At 73.3% G+C, this 19437-nt stretch carries 14 protein-coding genes; 5 read left to right on the forward strand and 9 right to left on the reverse strand.

Annotation, left to right across the window (positions count from 1 at the left end):
• The first annotated feature begins 18 nt into the window (after window positions 1-18).
• On the forward strand, window positions 19-615 hold the full coding sequence (locus tag ACFFR3_RS43325; RefSeq protein WP_364383329.1) for an ATP-binding cassette domain-containing protein: 597 nt from the start codon (window positions 19-21) through the stop codon (window positions 613-615).
• Window positions 616-699: 84 nt separating this feature from the next.
• On the opposite strand, the gene ACFFR3_RS43330 is transcribed toward ACFFR3_RS43325, so the two are convergent.
• On the reverse strand, window positions 700-1335 hold the full coding sequence (locus ACFFR3_RS43330; protein ID WP_345409164.1) for a hypothetical protein: 636 nt from the start codon (window positions 1333-1335) through the stop codon (window positions 700-702).
• Between the two features lie 196 nt (window positions 1336-1531).
• On the opposite strand from ACFFR3_RS43330, the gene ACFFR3_RS43335 reads away from it, so the two are divergent.
• Entirely contained in the window at window positions 1532-1678 is a 147-nt protein-coding gene (locus ACFFR3_RS43335) for a hypothetical protein (RefSeq protein WP_345409163.1), read from the forward strand.
• 113 nt (window positions 1679-1791) lie between these two features.
• Here ACFFR3_RS43335 and ACFFR3_RS43340 read toward each other — a convergent pair whose 3' ends face one another.
• The 5 genes from ACFFR3_RS43340 to ACFFR3_RS43360 form a co-directional block, all read right to left on the reverse strand.
• Window positions 1792-3240, reverse strand: a complete 1449-nt coding sequence (locus tag ACFFR3_RS43340) for an FAD/NAD(P)-binding protein (RefSeq protein ID WP_364383260.1) — start codon at window positions 3238-3240, stop codon at window positions 1792-1794.
• A 15-nt stretch (window positions 3241-3255) separates the two neighbouring features.
• On the reverse strand, window positions 3256-4056 hold the full coding sequence (locus ACFFR3_RS43345; RefSeq protein ID WP_379485032.1) for a hypothetical protein: 801 nt from the start codon (window positions 4054-4056) through the stop codon (window positions 3256-3258).
• 71 nt (window positions 4057-4127) lie between these two features.
• A complete protein-coding gene (locus tag ACFFR3_RS43350) occupies window positions 4128-5066 on the reverse strand; it encodes a C40 family peptidase (protein ID WP_345409160.1) in 939 nt (312 codons plus the stop codon).
• Entirely contained in the window at window positions 5057-8050 is a 2994-nt protein-coding gene (locus ACFFR3_RS43355) for an AMP-binding protein (protein ID WP_379485033.1), read from the reverse strand. Before ACFFR3_RS43355 ends, ACFFR3_RS43350 begins: the two co-directional genes overlap by 10 nt.
• Window positions 8047-11241, reverse strand: a complete 3195-nt coding sequence (locus tag ACFFR3_RS43360) for a non-ribosomal peptide synthetase (protein ID WP_379485034.1) — start codon at window positions 11239-11241, stop codon at window positions 8047-8049. Before ACFFR3_RS43360 ends, ACFFR3_RS43355 begins: the two co-directional genes overlap by 4 nt.
• A 121-nt stretch (window positions 11242-11362) precedes the next feature.
• Here ACFFR3_RS43360 and ACFFR3_RS43365 point away from each other — a divergent pair, with 121 nt between their 5' ends.
• The 3 genes from ACFFR3_RS43365 (at window position 11363) to ACFFR3_RS43375 (ending at window position 16576) form a co-directional block, all read left to right on the forward strand.
• The gene (locus ACFFR3_RS43365) at window positions 11363-12730 is read left to right on the forward strand and encodes an MFS transporter (protein WP_379485035.1); all 1368 of its coding nucleotides are present in this window, start codon (window positions 11363-11365) and stop codon (window positions 12728-12730) included.
• 124 nt (window positions 12731-12854) lie between these two features.
• Window positions 12855-13574: a response regulator gene (locus ACFFR3_RS43370; protein WP_345409155.1), complete on the forward strand. Its 720-nt coding sequence runs from the start codon at window positions 12855-12857 to the stop codon at window positions 13572-13574.
• A 164-nt stretch (window positions 13575-13738) separates the two neighbouring features.
• The gene (locus ACFFR3_RS43375; protein WP_379485036.1) at window positions 13739-16576 is read left to right on the forward strand and encodes an AfsR/SARP family transcriptional regulator; all 2838 of its coding nucleotides are present in this window, start codon (window positions 13739-13741) and stop codon (window positions 16574-16576) included.
• Here the strand turns inward: ACFFR3_RS43375 and ACFFR3_RS43380 are convergent.
• Genes ACFFR3_RS43380 through ACFFR3_RS43390 form a run of 3 tightly spaced genes read right to left on the reverse strand, consistent with a single transcriptional unit; the run spans window position 16461 to window position 19428 of the window.
• Window positions 16461-17324: a glycosyltransferase family 2 protein gene (locus tag ACFFR3_RS43380; RefSeq protein ID WP_364383283.1), complete on the reverse strand. Its 864-nt coding sequence runs from the start codon at window positions 17322-17324 to the stop codon at window positions 16461-16463. The two genes, ACFFR3_RS43375 and ACFFR3_RS43380, sit on opposite strands and share 116 nt — an antisense overlap.
• Window positions 17306-18037, reverse strand: coding sequence for a polysaccharide deacetylase family protein (locus tag ACFFR3_RS43385; RefSeq protein WP_364383286.1), 732 nt, complete (start codon window positions 18035-18037; stop codon window positions 17306-17308). The genes ACFFR3_RS43380 and ACFFR3_RS43385 overlap by 19 nt, the downstream gene beginning before the upstream one ends.
• The gene (locus tag ACFFR3_RS43390; protein ID WP_379485037.1) at window positions 18019-19428 is read right to left on the reverse strand and encodes an Ldh family oxidoreductase; all 1410 of its coding nucleotides are present in this window, start codon (window positions 19426-19428) and stop codon (window positions 18019-18021) included. Before ACFFR3_RS43390 ends, ACFFR3_RS43385 begins: the two co-directional genes overlap by 19 nt.
• Between the last annotated feature and the right edge of the window lie 9 nt (window positions 19429-19437).

Here is a 19437-nt window from a genome sequence, read left to right on the forward strand (position 1 = left end):
GTTCGCCCAGGTCGGCCGATGCTTGAGCCGAGGGGCCTCGGCAAGTCGTACGGCCCGACCAAGGCGCTGACCGGCGTCTCCCTGACGATCGCCGAGGGCGAGATCGTCGCCGTCACCGGGCCGAGCGGCGTGGGCAAGTCGACGCTGCTGCACCGCCTGGCCGGGATCATCAGGCCGGAGTCGGGCGAGGTCACGCTGGACGGCAGGCGCATCGACACGCTGACCGAGGCGGCGCTGACCAGGTTACGGCCACGTTCCTGGTCGCGCCGGTCGCCGGCCTGGTCCACCAGGCCAACCGGCTCGCCTCGGCCACCAGAGAACGACGGCTGGCGGCCCTGCGCCTCGCGGGGGCGACACCGGGCGACGTGCGCCGGCTGGGCGCCATGGAGGGCGGGCTGCCGGCCCTCTCCGGTTCGCTGGCCGGCGGCCTGCTCTACGTGCTCACGCACCTCGGCGGACCGCTGCCGCAGGTGCCGGTGGTCGTGGTGCTGGCGGCGTGCCGCGCAGCCTGTTCGGGATCCCGGCAGGTACGGCGCCTCGATCGTTGTAAGCGGTCACGGGAAAATCCTGGCTGGTGGCCATGTCGGTCCAGGTAGATGGCTACCTGGTTCCTGATGGACGGACAGGAGAAATCCTGGTGGGCGGTCAGCTGGCTCGCCTTGCTGATTGTCGTCCGGGCTGAGCGTTCAGTTCGATAGATCAGCTCAGCCCAGGAGCGTAGACCGACTGTCGCTTCCTCGTGAACCGGTCGAGATCCAGGCGAACGCCTGTCAGCGCCTCAACGGTTGCGAGTGCGGTCTCCCAGTCAGGGTAGGGCGTAGCGGGTTCTACGCCCGCCTCGTCATCGGCCTTCATCCGCTTTCCCAGCGCCCGCAAGGCCCCTAGATGGGCATCGAGCGCGGTGGGGTCCTGGCCGAAGCACTCCGGTCCATAGGGCGACGAGATTTGCCCCACCGACGTGACGAGAACGCCGTCGGCCGCATAGAACAGCTCGTGGGCGTTGTTGACCAGGCACCAGAAGCCCCATGCTTGCGCGTTCTCGGTCAGGCGGGCCCAGATGTCAGGATCGCTGGGATAGGCGTTGTGCGCCAGCACGATCACACCATGGTCGCTCTGTTCCAGGACGACGTGTTCCCCCAGTTCCAGCACAGTGCCGGGACTTGCGGCGTCGGGGTCGGCCCCCAGTCGGCGTGCGACATCGGCGACCGTAAGGGGCTCTCCATGACCTCGCACGACCATCCAGAACATCGCGTCGTTGATGTAAGGGTCCACTCGACCCAGGGCCTGGCGGAGCTGCACGTAGTAGTTGATCATTTCGGGCGTGACCGGGCTCATGCTCTCCCCTCTCGCATGGTGGAGACGACAGGGTAGCGGCCGGGTCCGACATTTCCGATCAAGCACGGTGACCATTGGCCTTGAGAGATGGTGGCCGTCTACCTGGAGAAATCCTGGCCGTGGACCAGGATGCTCATGGCCGAGTATCAGGAGAACTTCATGTCCGTCCACAATCGTCATCGCGGCCGGGTACGTCATGCTGCTGCTCGGCGCGGCAGCCGGCGCCCAGCAGGCCGCAGGCGGCTACACGGGAGCCCACGCACTGGTGGCCGCCGCCCTCCTCGTCGCCCTGGCCGCCCGCCCCCTGCTCCGCGCCGCCCTCCGCTTCGAGCCCCGCGCCTGAACGCCGCTGACCAACCGGGGGAGAGGGGAGGGAGGAGCTGCGGGTCGGCTGCGGGTCAGCCTGCGAGGTCGGTTGCGGGTCGGTTGCGGGTCGGTCTGCGGGTCGGCTGGGGGTCAGCTGGGGGTCAGCAGTGCCTTGGCGACGGCGTTCGCGCCTCTGTTGACCGCCGGCAGGCTGCTGGCGTAGTAGATGTCGCCGGCCGTGAGCTCGCCGATGGCGAAGAGGTTCAGCCGTGGATCGAGACGTGCGGTGACGGGGTCCGTCCTGAGCCCGCCGTAGGCGTCCCAGGCGGCCAGGCCGTTGCGGTCGAGGGCGGCGACGAGCCGGCCCTGGGGTCCTCGCGTCCTGGCGGGGCTCGCCCTGGTCGCGTCCACCGCCACCTCGGCCGTCACGACCGCGTCGCCCGCGAGCGCGGTGAACGCGCCGTGCGCGGCGCGGACCTCCCGCACGCCGGCGAGCACGGTGAGCCGGCCGGAGTCCATCGCCGCCAGCAGCGTGCGGGCCGTCCCCGGCGGCATGGGGCACTGCAGGCTGCGCAGCGTCGGCTTGTAGCCGCCCAGCATCAGCGCCACGTCCTCGTCCGGCAGGGCGGCGCGGATCGCGCGGGCGAGCGGCGTCGGCAGGGACAGCAACAGGGACTGCACGAGATTCGCCTCGGGGTGCGTGAGCTGGTGGCGCAGGTAGCCGGCGGCCGATCGCCCGCGCCTGTACCAGTCCAGCTCGGCCCGCGCGTCGAACCCGGCGGCGCTCAGCTCCTCGCGCAACAGGTCGATGACCGCCCGCCGCCCCAGCCTGCCGTCCGTGCCCCTGCGCTGGTCGAGGCCCTCGCCGGTGAGATGCAGGCGCCGCCACTCCCTGGCCGGAGCCAGCACCTCGGGCAGGACGCCGTTGCGCGACACCATGGTGACGCGCCCCTGGTGCCCCGATGCGAGCAGGCCGAGCACGGTGTCCACCGCGGTGAGCCCCGTGCCGACGATCAGCACGTGCGCCCCTCGATCCACCTCGGGCAGCCGCTTCTTCAGCGGGTAGGGGCCGGCGATGTGGTTCGGCGCGCCCGCCAGCCGGTACGGGTCCGCCGGCCCGCCGGGCCCCACCCCCAGCACGACGTGGGTGTACGCCCGCGTCCCCCGGTCCGAGCGTACGAGGAGGCCGCCGTCCCCGCCGCGCGCCACCTCCAGCACGGTCTCAGGACGCACGCCGACCCGCCATCCCTGCTCCCGCGCGGCCGCCCGGCAGGCCGCGAAGTGCTCGCGCAGGTAGCGGCCGAAGATCCGGCGCGGCGCGAACCCGTCGGGCCGTACGTCGATGCCGGGCGGGAACGGAACGGCAGGCCGCTCCAGCCAGCGCAGGAAATGGTCGCGCTCGGCGTCGCGGATCGACATGCGCCCGTTCGGCAGGTTGATCAGGGCGCAGTCGAGGTCGTCCGCGAACGCCAGGCCCTGCCCGAGCTCCCCTGGCTCGTACACGCACAGGTCGAGAGCCACGCCGCCGGGGTTCACGGTCAGCAGGCTGTCCAGGAGGCTGACCGCGGCCGCGCCTCCGCCGACCATCGCGATGCGCATGAGGGTCTCCAGTCGCTAGGCGAGGGTGAGGCGGCCGGGCGCCGTGGAGCGCAGGGACGCGACGTCCGCGCCGCAGTAGGCGTCCACGTAGGGCCGGTGTTCGAGGAGGTGGCCGCCCGTGGCGTCGTCCTGCCGGTCGAGCAGGAAGTGGAGCTCCTCCCTGCTGCTCGTCCAGGCGTGGCCGTTGAAGACCTCCATCCCGGCGAACCGGGTTTTGTACAGGTCCCCCCGCGTGTAGCACGAGCCGAGGTAGCAGTGACGCAGCCCTCGTGCCTGGAGCTCGGCGAGCACGCTGCTCATCATGTGGTTGCCGATGCTGATCGGACGGTAGCGGGTGTCGTAGACGGGGATGCCGTACTGGGCGAGCCCCGCGCCGGCGAAGAGGGGCACGAGGCCGGCCGCGCGTCCGTCCCGTACGTCGTGGAACAGCGCCACGTGCGTGGTGAAGGGCGCCTCCAGCATCTCCTCGAAGCGGTTCCTGCGGTAGCCGGCGTTGATCTCCTGCTGGTCGAAGTAGTCCGCGTACAGGGCCTTGTACTCCGGGCTCCAGCGGAACTCCCGGCGGTCGAGCAGTTCCCACCCGATGTCCTGGCAGCGCCGCCGGACGTAGCGCACCCGGCCGGTGCTCGTGTACCGCCGCAGGTCCACCCTGACGCTGCGGGTGAGGTAGAAGCGCGACAGGTCGAGGACACCCGGCAGGAACCCGTTCTCGTACGGCACCTCGATGTCCTCGCCGTCCTCGAGGAACGCCCACACCTGGTAGGGAAAGACGTAGGACCCGTAGTCGGGGGCGCACTCGGAGAAGACGACCTTCATAAGTCCTCACCCGCCGGACGGCCGGGTGCTGCTGGTTCACGCACGAGACGTCTCCTGACTCGCATCTCGGACTAGGACACCGCGAAACGTCTGCCGCCCGCCAGGAACTCCGTGCGCACCTCGGTGACGCGGGCGTGGCGGCCGTTTCGCGCCTCGATCATCCGGCGGTCGCCGGCGTACATGCTGACGTGATCGATCGCGCGCGACGCGCCGTCGCGATCGTCGGTGTAGAAGAGCAGGTCGCCCGGCTCCAGCCCGGCGGTCGCGTCCACGTCCCGGCCGGCGGGGTGCAAGTGCTGGTCGTCGGCGTCGCGCGGAAGGGGGAGGCCGTGGATGTGGTGGACCAGGGAGGTCAGCCCCGAGCAGTCGACGGCCAGCCCTGAGCGCCCCGCCCACAGGTACGGCAGGCCGAGGAAGAGCGCCGCCGTCGCGACCAGATCGACGCCGGAGGGCCGGGGGATGTCGTCCACCGACCGGCGCACGGTGACGGCTGCGGCGGGCAGCCAGCCGGACGCGCCGCACGGCGTCGCCACCTGGACGGCGGGGCCGTCCTCGGCGAGCACGGGCAGGCGGGTGCCCGCGCTGATGCGCAGCAGGGCGGAGGCGAGCCGCGGGTCCTGGTACAGCACCGTGGTGCGGGCCCGGTCCACCTGGGCGAACGGTACGGTCGCGCGCAGCTCGCCGAAGGCGGGGCCGGTCACGAGCTGGGCGGCGGGGATCCAGCCCGGATAGCCCCTGTCGTCCTTCCTGCTGGCCTGCCCCGGCACGGCGACCTCGCACCATCCGTCCTTCCCGCCCACGATCTCGACCTCGTCCCCGTAGAGGGCCTGGGTCTGGGTGAGGCCGCCGGACATGAGGCCCTCGCGGTCGGCCGACGTGGCGGCCAGCCAGCCCGGCACGTCCACCGGGTTGCCGAGGCCCGGTGCGTCCTGCGGGCGGGGGCTGGAGCTGCCGGTCCACACCGTCGCGACGCTCACCGCGACGTACGCCGTCCCGCGCGCTACGTCCATGGGAAACCCGCCCTCTCCGCCGCGATCTGACGGGCTGTGAGCACGTCCTTCTTCCCACTGGACAGCAGAGGCAGGTCGGCGACCGGGAGGACGCGGTCCGGCACCGCGAAGGCGGGCAACCGGCGCAGGAGCGCCGCGCGCAGGCCGGCGGGATCGGGATCCTCGCCGGTGACCACGGCGACCAGCCTGGTCTGACCGTCCGGCCCGGCCAGCGGCACGGCGACGGCCCTGGTGACGCCGGGTTCGTTCTCCAGCAGCGCCTCGATCTCGGTCAGGTCGACGCGGTTGCCGCGGATCTTGGCCTGGCGGTCGATCCGGCCGACGAACTCCAAGGACGCGTCCTCGCGTACGCGTACGAGGTCCCTCGTGTGGAACCGCCGCCGGCCGCTCCCGTCCCGCCGGAAGCGTTCCGTGGTCAATTCGGGGTCGTTGAGGTAGCCGCGCGCGACCGTCGCGCCGCCGATGGCGAGTTCTCCGGTGGTGCCGGCCGGGAGCGTGTCGAGCGGGCGGCCGTCCACGTACGCGACGATGCCCGGCAGCGGCCGGCCGATGGGCGGCGGCGCCTCCGGCGGCGGTCGCCCGTCTATGTCGGCCTGCAGCGCGAGACCGAACTCGGTGGACCCGTAGGTGTTCACCAGCCGCACCCCCGCAGGGGCGACCGCCTGCCATTTGCGCACCGAGTGCCGGTCGAGGCCGTCGCCGCCGATCACGACCAGCCGGACGCCGGAGGGCAGCGCGGCCTCCCCGCGGTGCAGGAAGTCCGTCAGCTCACGCCAGAACACCGTGGGCAGGTCGAGGACGGTGATGTCGTTCTCGGCCACGAAGGAGACGAACGCGCCCATCGGCAGGAAACGCAGGCCGGGCTCGACGTACAGGGTCGCTCCCGCCGTGAGGCAGGTGAAGATCTCCTCGCCGCTGTTCGCCCAGGCCAGCGCCGAAAGCTGGACGAACCGGTCGGCCGGCGTGATGTGCCAGTCGGCCACCAGGTTGCGGACGTAGGCGGCGAGCGGGCCGTGCGGCATCATGACGCCGCGCGGGCGGCCGGTGCTGCCCGAGGTGTAGAAGACGCAGGCCAGTGCGTCGAGGTCGTCGGCCGTGGGCGGAGCAGACCATCGCGTCGCCGGGTCCTCCGGCGGCGGCGTCGACTCGTCGATCAGGATGCGCAGGCGCGCGTCGCGGGTGATCTCGGCCAGCCGCTCCGGGGGACAGGCGGTGTCGAGCGGGAGGAACGCGCCGCCGGCGGCCATCGCGGCAAGCATCGTCACGACGGCGTCCCGGCCGTTGGGCAGGGCGATGCCGACCAGTTCGCCCGGTTCCTTCATGCGCCTGCTCAGGTGCTCGGCACGGCGGAGCGCCTGTTCCGTCAGCTCCCGATAGGTGACCTGCTCGCCACCGCCGCGCAGGGCGACGTGGTCACCGTTCCGCTCGGCGTGCTCGCGGATCCGCCGCCACACGGATCGAGGACGGTGATCATCGGCCTGTGCCTGCGCGGCGGGCCCGGCCAGCTCGGCCAGCTCGGTCAGCTCGGTCAGCTCGGCCAGGAACCGCGCGCGGACCTCGGCTGCGGCCTGCGCGGGAACGACCGCGCGGTCGTACTCCAGCGCTCCCCTGATCCGCCCGTCCTGCGACGGCCACAACTCCAGCGACAGGTCGGTCTGCGGTGCGACCGGGTGGACGTCGAGCGGCTCCACCCGCACCCCCGGCACGTCCCAGTCGGCGGAGATCGTGTTCTGCCAGATGAACTGCGCCCCGAAGATCGGGTCCCGGTTCCCCGCCCGGCGGATGCCTCTGGCCAGGTCGTGCGGTGACGTGCCTGACCAGCGCATCGCCTGCCGCCAGGTCTCCAGCAGGCCGGCCGGCGAGCCGTCCAGCTCCCCGTCCCGCAGCGGCACGACCGCCTCGCGGACGAAATAGCCGATGGTGGCGTGGGCGGCGGGGTCGTCGCGTCCCGCCGTGGGAACGCCGACGCGGAACGACCGCGCCCCGGTGACCGCGCGCAGTGCGCGCCCGAACCGGTGCAGGGCCAGGACGAACGGCGTCACTCCCGCCGTGCGCGCCGCCGCCTCCAGCGCCCGGCAGGCGGCTTCGTCCGGATCGCAGGCCAGCCGGCCGTAGCGGTCGCCGGCGCCGCCGGGCGGTTCACCCGGCCAGGTCAGGGGCTCGGTTGCGGCCAGCTCGGCGATCCACCCCGCCGGCGCCGTGCGGTCACTGGCCTGGGCGCCGTACGCGTGCGCGAACGACCGTACCGGCGGCAGCCGCTCGCCCCGCAGGAACGCGTTCAGCTCCGCGGCGAACAGCGCCTCGCTGTGCCCGTCGAACGCGATGTGCGCCACGGCGGCGACCAGATCCGTCCAGCCGTCCCCACACTGGAGCTCTACCGCGATGAGCGGCCCGTCGGCGACGTCCACCGCCCGCGCCAGCGCCGATGTCCGTTCGGCGAGCCCGCCTCCGCCTGCCTCGGTGACGTTCAGCCGCAGGGCGCGCTCCTCCGGTACCGTCACCGCGACCGGCATGCCGTCCTCGTCGGTGGTGATGCCGGTGCGCAGGGCGTCGTGCCGCCGGACCACCTGCCGGATCGCCTCCGTCAGCCGGGTCGTGTCCAGCGGGCCGGTCATGCGGAAACCGAACAGGACGAGGTTGCCGAGTGCCAGCTCGGGGCGTACCTGGCCGTCCAGCCACAGGGCCAGCTGCCCCGTGGTCGGGACGCTCGCCTCGGCCGCCCCGGTCTCGGCGCGCGACGGACGGGCGGACTGGGCGGCCAGCTTGGCGAGCGCGGCCACCGTGCCGGCGTGCAGGGCGGCGTCCGCGCGGAGCGCCAGGCCGTGGTCGGTGTACAGGCGCCGGACGAGACGCATGGCGGCCAGCGAGTCCAGGCCCATCGACCACAGGCCGGCGTCCGTCTCGACGGTCGCGACGCCCAGCAGCTCGGCCACGTGGCCGGCGATCACCCGCGCCAGCCGCTCCTCGTCGTCGATGACGCTCACCTGGCCCCCTTTCGTACGGTCTCGCCGAGCAGGCGGGCCGCGCGCGCCGCCAGCGTGTCGATCGCGTCACGGTCGAATTGGTCGGTGCTGAACTTCACCCCGATGTCCAGGCGGTCGCCGATGACGTCGGCCTCGAACATGAGCAGGTAACGCTCACGCTGCCGGGGCGAGCGGTGCCTGCCGGTGTCCTCGTCGGCGTCGGCGAGGATCGCGTCGGAGGCGCGCCGGCTCAGCCGGTCCATCTGGCTCCGGTAGTTGAGCCGCAGGACCGGCCGGGGCAGCGCCGCGAGCGCCGATCGCTCCTCCGCCGAGGGCGACAGGAACCGCAGGGCGTCGAAACCGTACGGGCGGGGCGGGGCGTACCGGGGGCCGTCGAGTACGGAGCGCACCGCCTTCACGCCCGTTCCCTCGACCACGGCGAACTCCGGATGCGTGGTCTGGATGTAGCCGATCGTTCTGGTGAGGTCCAGCCCTCCTGGAGGGTTCACCCGGTTGTTGCCGTACACGTCCACGGCCTGCACCGGCACGCCCGTCCACTCCGCCACCGCGACGAGCAGGCAGGCCCGGAGCAGGGCGTCTGGCCGGCCGATGCGGGAGGAGGCTCGCAGGAAGGCGTCCGTGTCGCCGGCGGGCAGCAGCGCGTGGCTCGTGACGATCGTGGGCAGCAGCCCCGCGCCGTCCCGCCGTACGCCGTCCAGCGTGTCCAGCTCGGACCAGGGCGCCGCCAGCCACGCGGCGTGGTCGTGGCGGGCCTGGTCGCTCGCGACGTACCGGGCGATGTGCGCGGCGTAGTCCGCGACGCTCGCCGCGGGAGGGTGGAGCCGCGCCTGCCCGGTACGTGCCCAGGTGCTCAACGCGGTCTCGACCTCGTCGGTGAGCAGCGCCATCGACCAGCCGTCCACCACAGCGTGATGGGCGGCGACCAGCAGCCGATGCCGCTCTCCCGACCGCAGCCTGACCAGCCGGAACAACCCGCCGAGCGCCGGATCCATGCTCGACAGGATCCGCTCGGCGGCAGGGGGCAGGACGGCGTCCATCGGGCCTGCGGGCAGCTCGACGATCTCCACCGGGTCCACGGCGTCCACGGGCAGTTCGCGGATCGCGGGAGCGCCGAAGTCGATCGAGCTGCGCAGAGCACCGTGCGCGGCCACGATCGCCCGCCCCGCCGCCTCGACCGCCGCGTCGGGCAGCGCGGCCGGGATGCGGAACAGGTTCGGCAGCACGAAGTGATGAATGTCAGGCACCGGTCCGTCCAGGATCCACCGCAGCTGCGACGGCATCAGCCGCCCGGCCGGCGTGGCGGCCGGAGTGGATCCCGTCCGCAGGGGGTCGGCGCCGGGCCGGGGCTGCGGCGTCGTACCGGTGGAGGTCGTGGCGGTCGCGGCCAGGGCGATGCGTTCGAGTGAACCGTGCTGGAGGACCATGCTCGGACTCACCGCCAGGCCGAGGGCGCGCGCCCGTGCGGCCAGCCGCACGGCCAGCAGGGAGTCGCCGCCGGAGTCGAGGAAGTCGTCCGATGGGGACGGGTCCGGCATGTCCAGCACATCCGCCCAGATCCGGGCCAGCAGGGCGAGCGGCCGGTCGTCATCCGAGGACGGCGGGCGGGCGTCCCGGGCGCCGCCCGCTCCTGCGGCGATCGCCTCCGCCACCCTGACCCGGTCGATCTTGCCGTTGACGTTCAGCGGCACCTTGTCGGCCATGACCCACACCGCGGGGATCATCGCGGGCGGGACGGAGGCGGCGAGCGTGCCGGCGGCCTCGGCCGCCTGCCACGCCTCCGGGCAGCGCGGCACCACCAGGGCTCCCAGCAGCGGCTCCGCATGCTCCCGTGGCACCAGCGCGGCGGCCGCGTCGCGGACCGGGCCGAGCTCCCGCAGGGCGGCGTCGACCTCGCCCAGCTCGATCCGGTACCCCCGCAGCTTCACCTGGTCGTCCACCCGGCGCAGGAACACGAACCCGTCGCCGTCCGCCGGCACCCGGACGATGTCGCCCGTCCGGTACATCGTCCGCTCCTCGCCCGCGATCCGGCGGCGCACGAAGCGGCGGGCGGTCAGCTCGTCGCGGCCGACGTAGCCGTCCGCGATCACACCGCCGACGAGCAGCTCGCCCTCCTGCCCAGGACCCGCCGTCCGCCCGTCGGGCAGCAGGGCGACCGCCACCCGCCCGGGCAGCGCGGCTCCGATGGGGAGCGACCCGGCCGCAGAGTCCACCGGATCCGACGGCCCGAAGCGTCGCGCCGTCGCGGTCACCACGCATTCGGTGGGGCCGTAGCCGTTGACCAGGTCGGCGCCCGCCAGCGCGCCGCGCCGATGAGCACGCAGGTCCGCCACGGAGGCCGCCTCACCGCCGATGCTGACGCAGCGCAGCCCCTCCCATCCCGCACGGGAGACGCCGTCGAGCTCGCCGGCCAGGGTCCGCCAGTACGCGGTGGGCAACGACAGCACGCTCACCCCGGAACGGCGGACCAGCTCGCCCACCTCGTACGGACCGAGCACCCGCGCCCGCTTGACCACCAGCGCCGCGCCCGCCGCCCAGGTGCACCAGATCTCCTCCAGCGCCGTGTCGAACCCCAGGGAGCTGAACTGCAGGACCCGATCCGCCGGCGTGAGCCCCAGGAACTCCGCGAAGACGATCGCGTGGTCGGCGATCGCGGAGTGCCTGACGCGGACCCCCTTGGGCCTCCCCGTGGACCCCGACGTGTAGAGGACGTAAGCCTCCATGTCCGGCCCGGGCGGGGCCAGCGAGGCCACCGGCGCGTCCGGCTCCGGCGGCGACAGGGAGGTCACCGGCGCGACGCCGGCGAGTTCGCTCGTCGTGATCACCGGGCAGCCGCCGGGCGGCGGCCCCCGCAGCGCCCCGGCGCTGTCCGCGACGATCAGCCGGCAGCCCGAGTCGGCGAGGATGAAGGCCACGCGTGCGGGCGGGTTCGCGAGATCCACGGGCACCAGCGAGGCCCCGCAGCGCGCGACCGCCGCGACCACCGCGAGCGCCTCGGCGTCGCCCTTGAGCGCGACCGCGACCCGGTCGCCGGGCCGCACGCCGCTCGCCCGCAGCGCCAGCGCCCGCCGTGTCGCCTCCGCGTCCAGGCGCGCGTACGACCAGTGCTCGTCCCCGATGACGGCCACCTGGTCCGGCAGGCGGGAGACCGTCGCGCGGAGCACCGCGTCGAGCGTCGTCACAGAAACAGCCATGCCATCCTTCCCGGAAGCCTGCACCGAAAGGCAGCAGGGGGCCCGCGCCATCGATGGAGGGCGCCGCACGTCCCGAACGTTAGGCAGGCGGCCGGGCGCGTTTGAAGTTTGTGCTCATAACGTGCTCGGGCGGGCGGCGGGGCCAGGTCTCCTATTGAGCAGAACATTCCGGGCCGGTGCATTGCCTCGTAATGTCGGCGGCAGGTCAAGTCCCGTCGGCGCGAGAGGTCGTGGCGTGCGAAACACCTTTCTTCGTGATCTGATTCCGGATTCCGGGGCGGCGTGGATTCTGGTGAGCACGGTGGCGATCGGCTCGATCGGCACGGGCCTCTTCCTCGCCGGCGGCGTGCTCTTCTACACGCGGGTCGTGCACCTTTCCGCGGCGGAGATCGGCATCGGGCTCTCGCTCGCCGGACTGGCCGCCACCTTGGCCGCCGTCCCGGCCGGAGCGCTGGCCGACCGAGTCGGGCCGCGGCAGTTCATGGTCGGTCTCCATGCGACGCGGGTGCTTTTCTTCGCGCTGCTGGCATTCGTCACGAATTTCTGGCAGTTCGTTTTCGCCGTGATAGCCGTCACGGTGAGCCACCGGGTCGCCTTCCCGGTCAACCAGGCCCTTATCGGCCGTATTTTCGAGGGGCACAAACGCACGCAGACGATGGCGCTGATCCACTCGGTGCGCAACGTCGGCCTGGCGGTCGGCGCGGCGCTGTCCAGCGTGGCGATGGTGACGGACACGCCGATCGCCTATCAGCTGCTGATCCTCGGAAACGCGTGCTCGTTCATCCCCATGATGTATCTCATCAGCCGGCTGAAGAAGTACGAGAAACCGCTGCCCCCGCAGGAGAAGGAGGGCGGCCACAAGGTCCATCCGCTGCGCGACGTGCCGTACCTGACGCTCGCCATGACGAGCGGCTTGCTGCTGCTGAACGACAGCCTGCTGTTCGTGGCCCTGCCTCTCTGGATCACCCAGCACACCGAGGCGCCCGCGGTGATGGTCGCGGTCATCACGTTCGTCAACACGGTGATGACCGCGCTCGGGCAGGTGTGGTGGACGCGGTGGACCAAGGACGTGACGTCGGCCGCGCGCGGGCTGCTGGCCAGCGGGGTGCTCCTCGCGGCGGCCACCCTCGTCTTCGCCGGCGCCCACTTCTTCGGCGCGGTGGCCGCGTCCCTGCTCCTGGTGCTGGGCGTGATCGTGTTCACCGCAGGGGAGAACCTGCACTCCGCGGGCTCCTGGCAGGTGTCCTACGATCTGTCGCCCGAGAAGGGGCGCAGCAAGGCGCTCGCGGTCTTCCACCTCGGCGAGACCACCCAGGACGTGATCGGGCCTTCGCTGGTCACGGGCCTGCTCATCACCGCGGGGCCGGTCGGCTGGCTGGGCCTGGCCGGCATCTTCCTGGCCGCCGGCGGCGGCGCCAAGGCCGGCGTGCGTTGGGTGCTGCACTCGCGCCGGATGGGGACGGTGGCCTCCGCCGCCGGCACGCAGTGACAGACCCCCTCTCAGGGGCGGATCAAGGATCTTTCAAGGTTCCGGTCGAACCAGGGTCGGCACATTGGTGCTGATCGCCGCCGCGGCTCGTGGCCCGCGGGCGCCGGAACGCGAAAGGTACTCGATGAGCAAGACAGGGGATCCGCAGGTCCGCCACATCCTCGTGGTGGACGACGACAGAACGCTCAACCACGCATGTGTCGACCGCCTGTGCCGCGTGGACGGCGCCGCGGCGACATCGGCCTACGACGGCAGGACCGCGCTCGGCCTGATCGCGGAACAACGGCCCGACCTGGTCCTGCTCGATCTCGGCCTGCCCGACATGGATGGATTCGACGTCCTGCTCCGCAGCAGGCACCCGCACCGCTACCAGCCGGACGTCATCGTCATGACCGCCGACAACGACGGGCGCAAGGTGCTGCGCGCGCTGCGCGCGGGCGCGCTGTCCTACCTGCTCAAGCCGTTCACCATGGCGGTGCTGAGCGCGGCGGTCCGCGCGGTCTGGCAGGCGCACTCGACCATCGCCGCCCTGGACGACCACCCGTCCCTGGTGCAGGGCGACATCGACCACGTGATGTCCACGCTCCGGCTGGTCGGCCTCGGCGGGCGCGACTACCGGGCGCCCAAGGGGATCGCGCAGAGCACGCTGACGATGGTCCGGCAGGCGCTGGCGGCGGCGTCCACGGACATGTCGGCGGGCGAGGTGGCCGTCGCCTGCGGGCTGTCCCGCGCGTCGGCGCGCCGCTATCTGCAGCACCTGCACGCCGTGGGGCTGGCGACGGAACGTCAGCAGTACGGGCGCGCCGGCCGTCCCGAGCACCGCTACACCTCCACGGAGCGCTGAGCCCCCGCGGGCGTGAAGGATTGTTTCATCGGCCGCCTTGACATAAAGATCTTTCTTGTCTCACGATCTGAGTCACCGGCCGTCTGCCGCGCCAGGCGAAGCCAGCCGTGGCCGGGGGAGGTTTCGCGCGGCAGGCGGTCCATGCACAACCGCGGAGGTGATGCATGGATTTCCAGCTCCTGGGCCCGGTCGGCGCGACCGCCGGTCGGCGCCGGGTGGACCTCGGCCCGCCGCGTCAGCGCTGCGTCCTGGCGGTGCTGCTGGTCGAGGCGGGGTCGGCCGTCCCCACCGAGCAGCTGATCGACCGCCTGTGGGAGCAGCACCCGCCGCGCGAGGCGCGCAGCACCCTCTACAGCTACGTGACCCGCATCCGTGCCGTCCTGCAGTCGTCGGGCGCCGCGGCCGAGGGCGTCGCGCTGGTCCGCCGGGCCGGCGGCTACCTGCTCGACGTCCCGCCGGAACAGGTCGACCTGAACCGTTTCCGGCGGCTGGTCAAGGACGGGCGCGCGGCCGGCGGCGAGCGCGCGGGCAGCCTGTTACGCCGCGCGCTCGCCCTCTGGAAGGCCGACGCGCTCACGGGGGTGCCGGGCATGTGGGCGGAGCGGACGCGCGCCCAGCTCGAGGACGAGCGCGTCATGGCGTACCTGGCGTACGCCGACAACCGCGTTGACGGCGGACGATACGAGGAACTGCTGCCCGGCCTGCGGGCCCTGGCGGCCTCCCACCCCTTCGACGAGCGGCTGACGGCTCGGCTGATGACCGTCCTGGAGCGCTGCGGACGCCAGGCCGAGGCCCTGCACCTGTACGAGCGCGTCCGCACCCAGCTCGCCGAGCAGCTCGGCGTCGATCCAGGCCCCGAACTGCGCAGGCGGCACCTGGAACTGCTGTCATCGGCTCCCGTCCCCGCCCCCATGGTCCTCGTGCCGCGCCAGTTGCCGCGCCAGTTGCCGCGCCAGTTGCCGATGGCCCCCACGGGTTTCCAGGGCAGGGCCCGTGAACTGGCCGAGCTGAACAGGGCGGCCGGCACCGACGGCCTGATCGTCGCCCTCGTCGGCCCCGGCGGCGTCGGCAAGACCAGCCTGGCCCTGCACTGGGCTCACCGCAGCCTGGACCGCTTCCCCGACGGCCAGCTCTACGCCAACCTGCGCGGCTTCAGCCCGGCCGGCGAGCACCTGCCGGCCTCCACGGTGTTACGCGACTTCCTCGAAGCGCTGGGCGTCGAGCCGTCGGCCATCCCCCCGGGCGGCGACGCCCGCGCGGCTCTGTACCGCTCGCTCATCGCGGGGCGGCGCATGCTCGTGGTCCTGGACGACGTCCGCGACGCCGCCGAGGTCACCCCGCTCCTTCCCGGCAGCCTCACCTGCACGGTCGTCCTCACCAGCCGCCACCGGCTGGCCGGGCTGGCGGTCGCGTACGGCACCAGCGTCGTCTCCCTGGACGTGCTCTCACCGGGAGAGGCTCGCACCCTGCTGAGTCGCAGGATCGGCGCCGCGCGTGTCGAGACCGAGGCGAGGACCGTCACGTCCCTGCTGGAGTACTGCGGCGGCCTGCCGCTCGCCCTCGGTGTCCTGGCCTCACGGGCGACGGCGCACCCCGAGTTCCCGCTCTCGATGCTGGCCGAGGAGCTCGAAGAGGAGTCCGACAGGCTCGACGCCCTGGACGCAGGAGACGCCGGCGTTCGCGCGGTGTTCGCCTCCTCCTATCGCGCGCTGTCCCCGATCGCGGCGCGCGCCTTCGGCCTGCTGGGCTGCGCCCCAGGACCGAGCATCGGCCTGCCGGCGATCGCCGCGCTCCTCGGCCTGCCGATCCCGCGCGCCCGCACCGTCGTGCGCATGCTGGAGGCGGCCCACCTGGTCCAGCAGCACGCCCCCGCGCGCTACCGCATGCACGACCTCGTCCGCCTGTACGCGATGGAGGTCGCCGGCCGCGACGTCCCCGCGGACGCGCGCGAGGCGGCCCTGCGCCGCCTGGTCGGCTTCTACCTGCGCGGCGCCTACGCGGCCGGCCGCCTGCTCTACCCCCACCGGGTCGACATCGAGCCGGCCGCCTGCGGTGACGGCGTCGTACCGCCGCCGATGGGGACCGCCGGGCAGGCGCTGGCCTGGTGCGACACCGAGTACGTCGGCGTGCTGGCCGCCTTCCGGCTGGCCGCGGCGCACACCTGGGACGACGCGGCCTGGCGGCTGGCGTGGGCACTGGACGCCTATTGCCTGCGCCGGGCCCACCTCGCGGACCTCGTCGAGATCTGGACGGTCGCCACGCGGGCGGTGGATCGGCTGGGCGAGCCGCTGCCCCGCGCTGCGGCGCGCTGGCGGCTCGGCCTGTCCCGGGCGATCTTCGGGGAGCGGGACGGCGTCCTCGGCCTGCTCCGCACGGCCGTCGCCCTGTTCGCCCGGGCGGGCGCGGCCGGGTGCCAGGCCCAGGTGCACCAGTCGATCGGCCTGGTGATGTCCCGCTGGAAGGAGCACGAGCCGGCGCTGCACCACGCCAGGCGGGCCCTGGCGATGTCGAGGACGCTCGGCAACGTCAACGGGGAGGCCAACGCGCTCAACAGCATGGCCTGGTGCCTGTCGCAACTGCGCAGGTATGACCTGGCGCTGCCGCACGCGGAGCGGGCCCTGTGGTTGTTCCGCGGCGGCGACGACCCCGACGGCGAGGCCGCCGCCCTGGACAGCATGGGCTACATCGTCCATCAGATGGGCCGCTACCGGGAGGCCATCGGCTACTACACCTCCGCCATCAGGAAGCGGCGCATGATCGGCAACGTCGGGCAGGAGCCCGACTCGCTGGTCAGGATCGGCGACTCCTACGCGGCGCTGGGCGAGTCCTGTCACGCCAGGGCCGCCTGGCGGCGCGCGCTCGCCCTCTACCGCCGGCAGCATCGCGTCAGCGAGGCCGAGCAGGTCCAGGCCAGGTTCGACGGCGCGCGGCCCCCGTGGCGCCCGCCGCGCCCCTCGGCACGGCACGGCCCGTCGCGTGCAGCGCCCCCAGCATCCTGTTGACCGTCCTGACCGCGCCGCCGGCGCCCACGCCCGCGCTCGCCGCCATCCGCGCCGCGTCCAGGGGAGTGAGCCGTACGGGGTGGTGCGCGCCGGCCGACCACGCGTCCGCGCACGCCCGCCACAACCCCTTCCCGTTGCGGTGCGCGATCACCAGATCAGGCTCGAAGCACACGGGCGTGCCCCGGGCGGCCAGCGCCTCGGCGAGACTGTTGTCGCCGCCGGTCGTGAACCTGGTGAACCCGTTCACCTCGCGGAACACCTCGGCCAGCACCGCGCTGTTGCCTCCGGCGAAGAAGCCGACGGGCGTCCCCGCTTCGAGCCCGGCGTACCGGGCGTCGTGGCGGGCCTGCCTGGCCCGTGACAGCAGCCCGCCGTCGAAGGGGAGGACCCGGCCGGTGATCGCGACCCGCGCGCCCCGCAGGTGACGGGCGACCACGGCGAGCCAGTCGCCGCGCGGCACCGCGTCGTCGTCGAGGAAGGCGAGCACGTCCCCGCTCGCCCGGGCCGCCGCGACCGTCCTGCTCAGCGCGGCGCCGGCCCTGCGCTCGTTCCGCAGCGCCAGGATCGGCAGCCGCGCGTCGTGCACGCCCGCGACGGCGGACGCGTCGTCCACGACGATGACCTCGTGCAGCTTTCCTCCCGACGCGGGCAGCAGGCCGTCCTGCGCGCACTCCGCGAGGGCCTCGAGGCAGCGTGCGAGATCACCCGCCCTGTCACGGGTCGGGATGATCACTGAGATGCGAACCATTGCCGCCTCCATCGGGTCACGAGCTCCGGCCACCTGTCCTCCTCACCCGAGGGGAGGTAGGTGCGCCGGATGTGGTGCGGTGCCTGGAGCCAGGGGAGCGGGGCCGAGCGCACCGTGCCGAAGCCCAGCACGTCGCCGGGCACCGGATCGACGGCGGGGACGTCGCCGTACGGGTAGGCGAAGGCGGCCGGCGCGGCGCCCGTCATGCGCCGCGTGTCGGCCAGTGAGCCGCCGACCTCGTCCCGCGCGCGGGCGGCCGTCAGCTCGGACAGCCTGACATGCGACCGGGTGTGCGCCCCGGCCACGTGTCCCATGCGGGTCAGCACGGCGACGTCGGACCAGGTCAGGAAATCCTCGCGGGGCGTGGAGGGGGCCGGGCGGTCCATGTCCGCCATGCGGTCCGTGACGCAGAACAGCAGGATCCGTACGTCGAACTCGGCCAGCAACGGCACCGCCTGCGTGAGCACGTCGCGGTAGCCGTCGTCGAACGTGATGAGCACGGCCGGCTCAGGCGGCGGCGCGAAGCGCGGCGTGACGAGCGCGGGTTCGACGGCTGGCCCGAAGCCGGTCAGGACGAGATCGAGCGCCCTGCGGAAGCCGTCGGGCGAGATCGCGGTGTAGTGGTCGACCGCGGCGTTGACGTGGTGGAAGTACAGCACCAGAGGCCAGCCGGGCGCACTGCCCAGCGCGGGGTTCAGTCGCCGGCCGGCCATCCCAGCTCCCTGAGCACGGTGACGGGGACGGGGGCGCCGTGCCGCCTGACGTCGGCCGCCGTGTCCTCCTCCACCTGGTCGGGGAACCACGGCCGGGGCGGCGGTTCGTCGTAGCCGGCGCGTACCGCCTCCCGCAGGGTGCCGAGGAACGCGTGCGGCGGCTCCCGTCCTGAGACGTGGGCGGCGGAGACGCCGATGAGCAGCTGGCCGCAGCCCATGACCGTGTCAGGATGCTTGCGCTGCTTGGCCACATCGGGGCTGACCCGCCCGCCCGCGAGCGCCCCCGCGAGGATCTCCACGATCAGCGTGACGCACAGCCCCTTGTAACCGCCGAAGAGCGGGATCGAGCCGCCCCTGTCCAGTTCGTCCGGGTCCGTGGTGGGCCGGCCCGCGGCGTCGCGCAGCCATGCCTCGGGCACGGGGACGCCGAGGTTGGCGGCGTCCCTGATCTTGCCCGCCGCCACGACACCGGTGGCCAGGTCGATGCAGAACGGCTCGCCGGCCGCGCCCGGGGTGACCAGGCAGAGCGCGTTGCTGCCCAGCGTGGGGTAGGCCGCCCCCGGCGCGGACACCGACGGACCCGACGTGTTCATCAGCAGCCCGACCACGTCGTCCCGCTGGAACGGCCACCGGTAGGCGGCCAGCATGCCCACGTGGTTGTTGTTGTGCACCGCCACGGCGGCGACGCCGGTGGCCGCGGCGGCGGCGGCGCACCACTCGGCCGCCACGTCCATGGCCGGCTGGCCGAAGCCGCCGCCGGCGTCCACGACGGCCAGCGACCCGGTCACCTCGGTGAGCGCGGGCCTGGCCCCCGCCACGATCCCGCCCGCGCCGATCCGCCGGAGATAGGTGGGCAGCAGGGCGACGCCGTGCGAGCGGTGGCCCCGGCATTCGGCGTCCACCAGGACCCGTGCGACCGACGCCGAGGCCGCCGGAGGAGCGCCCGCCTCGGTGAGCGCCTGCCGGATGCGCTGCTCCAGCAGGGCGAGCGGAACGCGGACGGTCGCCCCCGCCCGGCCCGGCACGAACCGGCCGCCGCGCAGCTCCAGGCAGCGGTACCGGTCGGGCCAGCCCGCAGGACGCCGTCCCGCGAGCACGACGACGGCGCGCGGCGGGCTCGCGCCGCCGAGGTCCTGCCAGATCCCGTCGGAAGGCTCGTCGCCCGCGTCGAGCACCGTCCGGCCCGCGTCGCCGCGCTCCAGCGTCACGCTGCCGTACGCCGGCCGGATCCGCCCGGCCAGCAGGTCGGCCATCGCCCGCCGGGCGGGAGCGTCGAGCCCGGTCAGCAGGACGGTGTCACCGCCCGCGACGCTGAGATCCGCACCCCGTAACAGGACCCGTTCGTTGCCCGCCGTGCCCAAGGTCAGCACGACGTCGCTCAGCGTCAGCACGACTCGCCT

The organism is Nonomuraea salmonea (assembly GCF_042428605.1).
GTDB lineage: Bacteria > Actinomycetota > Actinomycetes > Streptosporangiales > Streptosporangiaceae > Nonomuraea > Nonomuraea salmonea.